Source organism: Nocardiopsis salina YIM 90010, from assembly GCF_000341025.1.
GTDB lineage: Bacteria > Actinomycetota > Actinomycetes > Streptosporangiales > Streptosporangiaceae > Nocardiopsis > Nocardiopsis salina.
In genome coordinates this window covers 1-10149 of the sequence record NZ_ANBF01000253.1, presented here as the reverse complement: position 1 = coordinate 10149, position 10149 = coordinate 1, and the positions used below count along the sequence as shown (strand labels likewise).

At 70.8% G+C, this 10149-nt stretch carries 6 protein-coding genes; 2 read left to right on the top strand and 4 right to left on the bottom strand.

The genetic code is table 11. The features are described 5' to 3' along the window. Positions 1-79 precede the first annotated feature (79 nt). Together D474_RS0126910 and D474_RS0126905 are read right to left on the bottom strand one after the other, a co-directional pair. Complete coding sequence (locus D474_RS0126910) at positions 80-802, bottom strand: response regulator (RefSeq protein ID WP_017616577.1); 723 nt, start codon at positions 800-802, stop codon at positions 80-82. Continuing rightward, entirely contained in the window at positions 799-2562 is a 1764-nt protein-coding gene (locus D474_RS0126905; RefSeq protein WP_152477117.1) for an ATP-binding protein, read from the bottom strand. The genes D474_RS0126910 and D474_RS0126905 overlap by 4 nt, the downstream gene beginning before the upstream one ends. Positions 2563-2794: 232 nt before the next feature. Here D474_RS0126905 and D474_RS0126900 point away from each other — a divergent pair, with 232 nt between their 5' ends. Next, positions 2795-4186: a CitMHS family transporter gene (locus D474_RS0126900; protein ID WP_017616575.1), complete on the top strand. Its 1392-nt coding sequence runs from the start codon at positions 2795-2797 to the stop codon at positions 4184-4186. A gap of 129 nt (positions 4187-4315) precedes the next feature. Here the strand turns inward: D474_RS0126900 and D474_RS0126895 are convergent, their stop codons facing one another. Continuing rightward, positions 4316-5662, bottom strand: a complete 1347-nt coding sequence (locus tag D474_RS0126895) for a lipase family protein (protein ID WP_017616574.1) — start codon at positions 5660-5662, stop codon at positions 4316-4318. A gap of 274 nt (positions 5663-5936) precedes the next feature. Then, positions 5937-7193, bottom strand: coding sequence for a hypothetical protein (locus D474_RS34000; RefSeq protein WP_152477113.1), 1257 nt, complete (start codon positions 7191-7193; stop codon positions 5937-5939). A gap of 2674 nt (positions 7194-9867) precedes the next feature. Here D474_RS34000 and D474_RS33065 point away from each other — a divergent pair. Then, the coding region (locus D474_RS33065; protein WP_051051136.1) for a hypothetical protein at positions 9868-10149 on the top strand (282 nt) is incomplete at its 3' end.

The window sequence follows — 10149 nt, the reverse complement described above, 5'->3', positions numbered from 1 at the left end:
GGGCAGAGGGCTTACGGGCCCGCCGCTTGACATAGAAGCGTCCCCGGAGAACGGGCCGGGGCACCGGATGAGCGCACCCCTACGCCACCCACCGGTACCGGTGCTCCGGCCTTCCGGTCGACCCGTGCCGCATGGTGAGCGCCGCCCGCCCGTCGGTGCACAGCTGCTCCAGGTACCGCCGCGCCGTCACCCGCGCCACCCCGGTGCGCTCGGCGGTCTCGGTCGCCGACAGGTCCGTCCCCGACTGGCGCAGGGTTTCGGCGACCATCCTTCCGGTCGGCGAGGCCAGGGCCTTGGAGTGCGACCGGTTGCTCGCCGGGCGCAGCAGCCCCACGACCCGGTCCACGTCGTTCTGCGTCGCCTCCCCCGACTGCTCCAGCCGGCTGCGCGCGGCCGCATACCGCTCTAGCTGGTCACGCAGGGACGACAGGCTGAACGGCTTGATCAGGTAGTGCACGGCCCCGTTGTGCAGCGCCTCCCGCACGTGCCCCACGTCCCGGAGCGCGGTGATGACCAGCGCGTCCACGAGCCCGTCCTCGTGCGCACCCCCGTCGTCCTCCGAACCCGTGTCCCCCTTGGACCGTCCGGGCCCGCGCAGGGTCCGCAGCAGCTCCATGCCCGACCGGTCGGGCAGGAACAGGTCGAGCAGGATCAGGTCCGGCCGTTCGCGAGCGATCGACCCCATGGCCGCGCCGGCGGTGTGCGCGACCCCGGTCACCGTGAACCCGGGTGTCTCCTCCACGAGGCACCGGTGGTTGTGGGCCACGCGCGCGTCGTCCTCCACGATCAGGACCTTGATCACCGCACACCTCCTGTCGGGCTCTCCATCTCGGAGCCGTCGTCTCCGTGCCCGGGACCCCTGCCGTTCAGGGGCAGGCACGCACTGAACACGGTCTCACCGGCGCCTCGGCCGCCGTTGCCGCCGTCTTCGCCGACGTCCCCGTCGTCGCGCTCCACGTCGACCCATCCGCCACGCCGCAGGCAGGCCTGACGCACCAGCGCCAGGCCCAACCCGCGCGGACCGTGCCCGGGGCCCAGCTTCGTGGTGGTCCCCGGTGCGAAGAGGTCGTCCCGGACCCCGGGCGCGGGACCGGGGCCGGAGTCGATGACGCGGATCTCCAACATCGCTCCGTCCTCGCTCTCCTGCGCCCCGTACTCGCGCAGCAGCAGCTCGACGCGTCCGCCCTCGCCCAGGGCCTGCAGGGCGTTGTCGACGAGGTTGCCGACGACGAGCAGCACGTCCCTGCGCAGGGTTCCTTCCAGGGGCGAGTCCAGGTTGGACAGCGGTTCCAGCTCGAGCACGGTGCCCTGCTCGTTGGCCTGCGCCGACTTGGCAAGCACGAGCGCGGCGACCGAGGTGTCCCCGATGCGCTGGGCGATGTCGGTGCTGGCACGTGTGTGCGCGGCGGTGAGTTCGGCCAGGTAGGAACGTGCGTGCTCGGCCTCGCCCAGCTCCAGCATCCCGGCGACGGTGTGGATGCGGTTGGCGTACTCGTGGCTCTGCGAACGCAGCGCCCAGGTCGCCGTGCGCACCCCGTCGAGCTCGTCGGACATCCGGCTGAGCTCGGTGTGGTCGCGTACGGTCACCACCGCTCCCCCGTCGGCCTGCCCGACCCGCACCGGGCGCCGGTCGCACACGAGGATGCTCGCGCCGACGGCGATGCAGACCCCGTGGTCGGCGTCGCGTCCGGTGAGCAGGTCCAGGAGCGCGCCTTCGCCGACGTGCTGGTCGGGGCGGTCGCCCACGCACCCCTCGGGCAGCCCGAGCAGTTCCCGGGCGGGGGCGTTGGCGAGGGAGATGCGCCCGTCGGCCCCCACGGCGAGCACCCCTTCCCTGACCGCGTGGAAGAGGGCTTCGCGCCCGTCCAGGAGCTCGGTGATCTCCTCGGGTTCCATGCCGTGGGTCTGGGCGCGGATACGGCGGGAGATGAGCCATGCGCCGCCCGCACCGACCAGGAGCATGCCTGCGGTGGCGGCGACGATGCCGGGCAGGGCGTCGGCGAGCGCGGTGTCGAGCTCGTCCACGAGGATCCCGACGGAGACGAACCCGGCGACCCCGTCCTCGGCCGGGCCCTCGTCTGCCTCCGGGGCGCCACCAGCGGGCGCCGTGACCGGAACCTTGGCGCGCAGCGTCACTCCGGCCGGCCCTTCCTGCACGCCGGTCCAGGTGCGGCCCGCCAACGGTTCGGAGGGGTCGGTGCTGGTGGGGCGGCCGATCTCCGCCTCGTCGGGGTGGGAGTGCCGGATCCCGTCCCGGTCGGCGACCACCACGTAGCGCGCCCCGGTCTCTGCACGGACGTCCGAGGCGGCGCGGGCGATGTCTCCGCCGTTCCCGCGCTCGGCCTCCGCGCCACCCGCCAACGCCTCGCGGATCTCCGGTGCCGCAGCCACGGAGCGTGCGATCGCAAGTGCCCTCTGCTCGTACTGGTACTCGACCTGCGCCCGGTGGTGCAGTGTCCACAACAGGCCGACCACGAGCAGGGCCGACCCGAGCAGAGCCACACTCGCGACGAAGAGTTGGCCGGTCAGGGAGACACGGCGCCGTCGAGCTCTCTCACGCATGACCCCCATGTTGCGGGCAGCCGACGACCGGACCAATGCAGACCGACGCGAACATTACGACCATTAATCCCCGAACGAACACAAGGCCGTGATCCAGGCCATGTAACGCGCATCATGTGACGTAATCCGCAGGAAACACGGGGCGGCACCGACGGTGTCGCCCCGGTGCGTGCCACCCCTCCCCGAAGCAGCCCGCGGAGCCCTGTTCCCGACCCCGCTATCGGAAGTCACCATGCTCAGCATCATCGGATTCGCGGTCATCGCCTCGGTGGCGACGCTGCTGATCCTGGGACGCGTGTCCCCGATCGTCGGTCTGACGCTCATCCCCCTCCTGGGGGCCTTCGCCGCCGGCTTCTCCCCGGCCGAGATCACCGAGTTCTTCGAATCCGGCCTCGGTTCGGTCATGGACGTGGCCGTGATGCTGATCTTCGCGATCCTGTTCTTCGGCGTGCTCAACGACGTGCACATGTTCAACCCGCTGGTGAACGCCATGCTGCGGCTGAGCCGCGGGAACGTCGTGGGCGTGAGCGTGGGCACGGTCCTGCTCGGGGCCGTGTGCCACCTCGACGGGTCCGGTGCCACGACCTTCCTCATCTGCATCCCGGCGCTGTTGCCGCTGTACAAACGCCTGGAGATGAGCCCGTACCTGCTGATGCTGCTGCTCTGCACCAGCGTCGGCATCATGAACATGCTGCCGTGGGGCGGTCCGGTCGGTCGCGCCGCCGCGGTGATCGGCCTGAGCCCGATCGAGCTCTGGCACGGGCTGATCCCTGTGCAGGCCATCGGCCTGGTCCTGCTGGTAGGGATGGCCGCGCTCCTGGGTGTGCGCGAGCGCCGCCGGATCGCCGCCCGCCGGAAGGCCCCTCACATGAGCGGCGTCGGGGGCCGCGGTTCGGACGACGCCGACCGGGCCCCGTCCCCGTCCGGCAGCGGTGACGCGGCCGACGACCCCGCCGACCCCGCCTCCACCGACAGCTCCGACAGCTCCGCACCCGACCTCGCCGAGCGCCCGCACCGCCCGCTGGTCAACTACCTGCTGATCGCGGCGACGGTGGGCGTGCTGGTCGCCGACATCCTGCCCGCGGGCCTGGTCTTCATGATCGCGCTCAGTCTGGCGCTGCTCATCAACTGCCCGAGCGTCTCCGAGCAGATGGAGCGTGTGCGCAAGCACGCCCCCAATGCCCTGGGCACGGGCGGCATCATCCTGGCTGCAGGTGCCTTCCTGGGGATCCTGGAGGAGTCCGGGATGCTCGAGGCCCTGGCCGGGAACATGGTCTCGTTCCTGCCGGAGGTGCTGGTCGAGCAGCTGCACCTGGTCATCGGTTTCCTCGGGATGCCGCTGGAGCTGGTGCTGAGCACCGACGCCTACTACTTCGCGCTGCTTCCGCTGGTGGACAACATCGCCGTGCAGCAGGGGGTGGAGTCCACGACGGTCGCCTACACACTCATCATCGGCAACATCATCGGGACCTACATCAGCCCGTTCAACGCCTCGGTGTGGCTGGCGGTCGGGATGGCCGGCGTGGACCTGGGCAAGCACATCCGGTACTCGTTCATGTGGATGTGGGGCTTCACCCTGGCCCTGCTGGCCGCATCCGCGGCCATCGGCGTCATCGCGATCTGATCCCGCACGGCGATTCCGGGCAGGCAGCCCCCTCGGAAGAGCCGGCCACGACGACAGAACAGCGCCCCGGCCGCCCCGCTCCGTGCGAGGCGGCCGCTCGGGCGATCCGGGGTCAGAGGCGTCGACCGGTCAGCAGTCGCTCTCCGCTTCCTCACCCGCAAATTGCTCGCCCAGCCAGGCGCGCGCGTCGCCGCTGTCGAGGAGGAAGCTGGTGATGTGCGGACCGGACCGGTTCTCGTGCCACTCCAGCGTCGCCCCGGCCTCGCAGTAGGCGTCGCGCATCTCCTCGGCCTGGTCGACCGGGATGACGTCGTCGCCGGTGGAGTGGTACAGGTACAACGGTGCCTCGGGCGCGGTCCCGCCGGGCTTGTTCTCCTCCAGGCGCGCCTGCCACTCGGGGGTGCCGATGAGGTCGATCTCGAGCAGGTCGTCCATGCTCTTGCCGACGCCCAGGGGCAGGGTGTCGACCATGCATCCGTCGGAGACCTTCTCGAACAGGAACTCGCCCCGCGCGTTGAGGTGCTCCTCCAGCGGCAGTTCCGGGTAGGCGGCGTTGTAGCCGTGGGCGGCGAAGGCCAGGAACGTGAAGTACAGGCCCCCGTCGATGTTCTCGGCCACCCGGTCGAGGTCGGCCGGAACCCCGCCTGCTGCCACGCCCTCCAGGGGCAGTTCGGGCGCGTACTCGGGGTGCATCTGCCCCGCCCACACGGCCGCGCCCCCGCCCTGGGAGAAGCCGGTGATGCCCATGGGCGTCTCGCCGGTCAGTTCGTCGGCCTCGTCGAGGTCGGTCGCGGCGCGCAGGGCGTCGAGGACGGCGGCGCCCTGCGAGCTCCCGACCATGTACGTGTGGTCGTCCGGGGTGCCGAGCCCTTCGTAGTCGGGCACGACCAGCGCGTTCCCGTCGTCGACGACCTCCTTCATGAAGGCGGCCTCGTAGTCCAGCCCCTGTTCTAGGCCGACCGAGGGGGCGCAGTGCGAGCCGAGGCCGTGGGTGCCGATGGCGTAGGAGACGAGGGGTCGTTCGCCCTCGCCCTCCCAGTCGGCCTCGGGGACCATGACCGTTCCGGTGACCGCCATGGGCTCGCCGAGGGCGTCGGTGGACAGGTACATCACACGCCAGCTCTCGGCGGGGAACGTGCCGATGCCGAGCGGGTCGACCTTGGGTTCGTAGGGTTCGGCGCGGATCACGTCGCCGGGTTCGCCGTCGGGCAGGGGTTCGGGCGGAACGTAGAACTCGTTGTCGGCCTCGGGGCTGTCGGCCTCGGGTTGTTCGAGCTGTTCCAGGACGTCGTAGGAGGTGTCGGCGTCGTCGAGCTCGAGGTCGAGCCCGGACTCGGCGAGCTGGGCCTCGACCTGGGCGGCTTCACCGGCTCCCTCGGTCCCAGCGGCTCCACCGCCTTCGGCGGCTCCGGCCGCGGTCCCTGTGGTCAGGGTCATGGAGACGAGGAGTGTGCCGGCTGCGGTGGTCGCAACCACCGGCGTGCGCCGTCGTCGCGAGCGGGGGTGTGATCTCACGTGGGCTCCTGATCATGGGGGCCGCCCCGGGGGTGGGGCCGTGCCGTGTCCCACGAGCATCCACGGTTGTGAACCCGGTCACTACTCACGGGTAACCGAAGTTTGACCCGGACTCAACTCAATCCCGCACAGTCACACGCCGCTCACCCGACGACGGCGGCCCGGTGCGGGGCGGCCGAGTCACGCCCGGCCCCGCTCCCTCGACATCCGGTTCACCGTGCCCTCTCACGGATCCTCACGGACCCCCTCCACCGGATCCGCCGCCCCCACTGCCGCCTCCGCCGTCGCCGCCGCCGTCACCGCCACCGGAACCACCGAAGCCCCCGAAGCCGCCTCCACCGTCGCCACCGAACCCTCCGTCTCCCCCGGCGGACCCGCCGGACTCTCCGTCTCCGTCGAAGCCGCCCCCACCACCATCGGCGTCGGCCCCGGCACCGTCGGAACCGTCCCCGTCGTGCTCCACGAGGACCTTGACGCCCGCGACGAACCGGCATTCGAACTCGAAACCGCTCTCCACCGACTCCGCCGTCCACCCGTGCGCGACGGCGACGCCGTGCACGGCCCGCGTTCCGTGCACGGCGACCATGCGCAACAGCAGGTCGGTGTCCTGCGCACCCACGCCCTCGGGGTACCGGGAGCGAACCTCGTCCGCATACCGGTGTCCCGTCTCCGGCGAGTACCGGACCCGGGCCTGTTCCACTTCCCCCGCACCGAGAGGGGTGAGGAACGGAACGCGTACGCGGAGCGCTGCACGGATCTGCCACAGCCCGACCACGGACGCCACGAGCACGAACAGCCCGACCGCGGCATGGAGGAGCAGCGGGACCGACGAAATCCCGGGCATCCGGCTCAAGAACAGGCTGAGGAGGACGGCCCAACCGAACATGACCACACCGATCAGGAAGCCCTTCCGGCCCTCGCGCAGCCCCCTTCGCGCCTGGACCACGGGTCTGGGGTCGTGCACGAGGCCTTTGCCGATGAGGTCCTCGAGCAGCCGTTCGACAGCTCGGCCGCGGGTCAGGCGGGTCAGCAGAGCCCGTACGGACACCGTGTGCTGCACCCTCGCCCCGAACAGCTCCGACCACCCGGACGCCCGGAAAGCCCCGGACGCCAGGCGCAGCATCTCCGCCTGGAGAGGCCCCGTCCGGGCCTCCCGCTCGCCGTCCGGCCGGTCACGTTCATCCTGCAGGACCCGCCCCGTGCCCGCTTCGAGCCGCACGAGCCCGACGGTCACGAGGGAGGCGAACGCGACCCGGAGCGCACGCGGGACCCCTCCGACCAGCGCGCCGAGCTCGACCGGGGTGAGGTCGGCGCGGACGGAGGGCGCCCCGCTCCGGGCCTCCGCGTCGGCCGCCGCCGCCCGTACCTGTCTGCCCAGGTCCCGGACCCTCTTGAGCGTGATCAGGACGATCAACAGACCGGGGAGCGCGAACCCGAGCGAGAGGAGGGTGGGCAGAGCGTGGTTCATGGCGGCACCTCGTGCGTCGGTCATCGGGGGGCGGTAGGTGGGACGGGCCGTGCCCCCGGGTCGGTTCGCTCCGGGCCACCCGCGCTCTCGAGACCGGCCCACCACCCGGTGAGAGGGAAGGAGTTCGGGTGCGGAGGGCATGGAGGCATCACACCTCGGGCTCGGTCCGGATCCCGGAGAGCCGGCCTCCGTCACCGGATGGCACGGGGCCCGCGCCCTCCCGGTTCGGCGCCCCGCGCGAACGGTGAGGAAGGGGGTGCGCGTGTGCCCGGACGGTGTGCCCACCTTCCAGGTCCCGCCTGCGGCTGGGACAGCAGTCTGCGTCCTGTGGAGGGGGACGCCTTGCGCCTTCCACACGACCGGGTCCACGCGCTCATGTGCTGCGGTTCGCCCGCCACAGCAGAAAGGCCGGCCGGGGCCTGCGCCCCGACCGGCCTCACCGGTGTGTCCGCCCTCCGTGGCGTCGCCGGTCTGCCCCGACCCCCCGGTTCCTCCGGTTTCCCACGTCTGCGCGTGGTTTCCCGGACCCCCGGGGCCTCGGTCTCCCCCGGCATCCCGGCTCGCAGTCCGCCGGTTGCCCGGCTTTCCTGCTCCGGCCCGCCGGTTGCCCGGCGTTCCGGATCCCGGTCACCCGGTGTCTCGTGGTCCCTGGAACCCCCCGGTCCCCAGGGCCCGGTCTCTCCGGGTTCCCGTCTCCAGCACCCGGCATCCGGTGTCCCGACCGCTCGGCACCGCCCGAGTTCCGGGTGCGACGGGGTGCGGCCGATCGCTCGGCTTCTCCCCTACGCCTCCGCCGCACCCGTCCCCCGACGGGTGGCCACCTACGGCCACCACCCGAACAACCGGTATCCGTCAACCGGTCGGACCTGCGGGCCCGCCCGGGTCTTGCGACCCGACCGGCCCCCGCCGGTGCAGACCTCCGGGCCGTACGCTCCCCCTTGGACACGCACGGACCGGTCGGCCCGTTCACAGGTGATGTTGTTTCCGTGATCGACCTGTTCCGGGGCCGGTGGGCCCACCTCGGACCTGCAGGTCCGTCGGGGTGCTCGTCCGCCCCCTCTGGTGACACCGACGAGCACCCACGTCTTTCCTCATTCCTCATTCACCCGGCCTCCGTCGGGGGTACGGAACCGATGGGCACTGCGCACGATCCCGGTCCCGCATCTCCGGCGGAGACAAGTACAGCTTGGCACATTCGCACGCAGCCCGCTGCCACTTATGCACCAATTGACCTGCACCTCCTGACTCTTTGGCCGGATTCGGCCACTCTCAGCAATCAGCCTCGGAACCTGATATTGACCCCTTGCAAACCACCACAAAACACGCACACACCCAACCCCTGCCAAACCCCTCACCAGGCCTTCTGCCCAGCCTTTCCACCCAACGGAATTCGAGCCGCCCATAAGGGCGCACAGAATGCACTCCACCGGCGACTCACCAGGACCGGGCACCACCCGGAACACAGGACCTTCGCCTTTCCCCTGTTCAGGACCGCAATTCCCTGTCCCGTCGCCCCGATGGAGGCCGCAGCCCCATACCCCATACACCGCACCCACGGCGCCATCCGGGATACGCCCGGAAAGCATCTGCGGCGACGGCGACGCCCTGACCGCGACCGGTCCAGGGGCTGCGACCCGGCGACCGACCCTCCCGGGCAGTCCTCCACAGCCCTCGCGCCAGGACGCCTGACCAGCCCGCACCCCTTACGCCCCAGCCGTTCCCGCAACCCCACAGACACCCGGAACCACACCGACCACCCTCCGCGCACCACCGAAGCGCCCGCGCACACGGCCGCACGGCACCTGTGCGGACAACGGACGCGCAGGGAAGGCACCGCGGCGGTTGTCCACAGCCCCGGACCGGCCATGGCGCGGTGATGTCGAGCGTGCGAAGATGACACTGTTCCAACTGAATTGGCGTTCTTCCCCAGAACGCTCACGACGCATCCCGCGCCCGATCTGCACGGATGGCGGGAACCTGTTCCACCTGTTTTCTGTGAGGACATTCGGCCCCGTGGACCTGCAAACCCCCTCGCCCGTACTGACGCGTACTCATGAACACCCGCTCCCGTGAACAACCCCTTCCGCGGAGCTGCACGCCCACCGGGCCACGGTGGGTGCAGCCGCCGGGAACCCGGGGTTGCGTTCGGTCTGCTCGCTCCGGCCCGGCTGCCCGGATTTTTCGCATTGCCCGAATTCTCAGAGTTGAGTCGCCGAACCCTGCTGGCCGCCGGCCGAACCGGGACGCGGGCCGGATTTGCGTTCGATGCCGCGGTGGTACCAGGGAACCCGTCCGGGGTGACGGGCTCGACGGGGTCCACCGGGCCGCCACCCCAGAACACGGTCATCTCGGACGCCCTCGGGCCGGGCGGCCCGACCACGACACGGGGTGGCCGGATCCGGCCACGTGGAGAACGGGACGTGTGGTGTGGAAGGAGGGGAAGAACCGGTGATGGTGTCGGTGGACGATCGACGCCCTGAACCGGGCCGCCCCTGGACGCTCCGACGGAGACCGGGGACCCGGGTGGTGACAGCGGGTTCTGGGTTAACGGTTCGGGGAAGTGCCTGGGTGGGTCGGTCGACCGCAGGACTCGGGCCACACGCCACAGGTCACATCCCAGGCCATAGGCGCCGCCCCGACCGCCGTGCACCGGACGCACACGATGGAAGTCTTGTCCCCCTGGAGGAGCCTTTCCCCTATGCCCCCTACGAAGCAGACGACACTCATGCAGAAGTTGAGGTTGCGCGAGCTCTCGCTGAGAGTTCAGCTCGCCCTGATCCCCCCACGCCGGCGAGGCGATCAGGGGGCCAGCATCATCGAGTACGCGGCCGTGATCATCCTGGTCGCAGCCGTGGCAGCGGCGATTTTCGCTATCGGAATCCCGGAGCAGATCCGGAGTGCAGTCAACACGTCGGTCACAGAGATCCTCGGAGGGGCAGGGCTGTTTCAAAGTCGGGGTTGTGAGACATCAGCACTGATC

Coding starts and splice junctions, on each gene's coding strand:
- D474_RS0126905 (WP_152477117.1), bottom strand. CDS start 2,562: ATGCGTGAGAGAGCTCGACGGCGCCGTGTCTCCCTGACCGGCCAACTC.
- D474_RS0126900 (WP_017616575.1), top strand. CDS start 2,795: ATGCTCAGCATCATCGGATTCGCGGTCATCGCCTCGGTGGCGACGCTG.
- D474_RS34000 (WP_152477113.1), bottom strand. CDS start 7,193: ATGACCGACGCACGAGGTGCCGCCATGAACCACGCTCTGCCCACCCTC.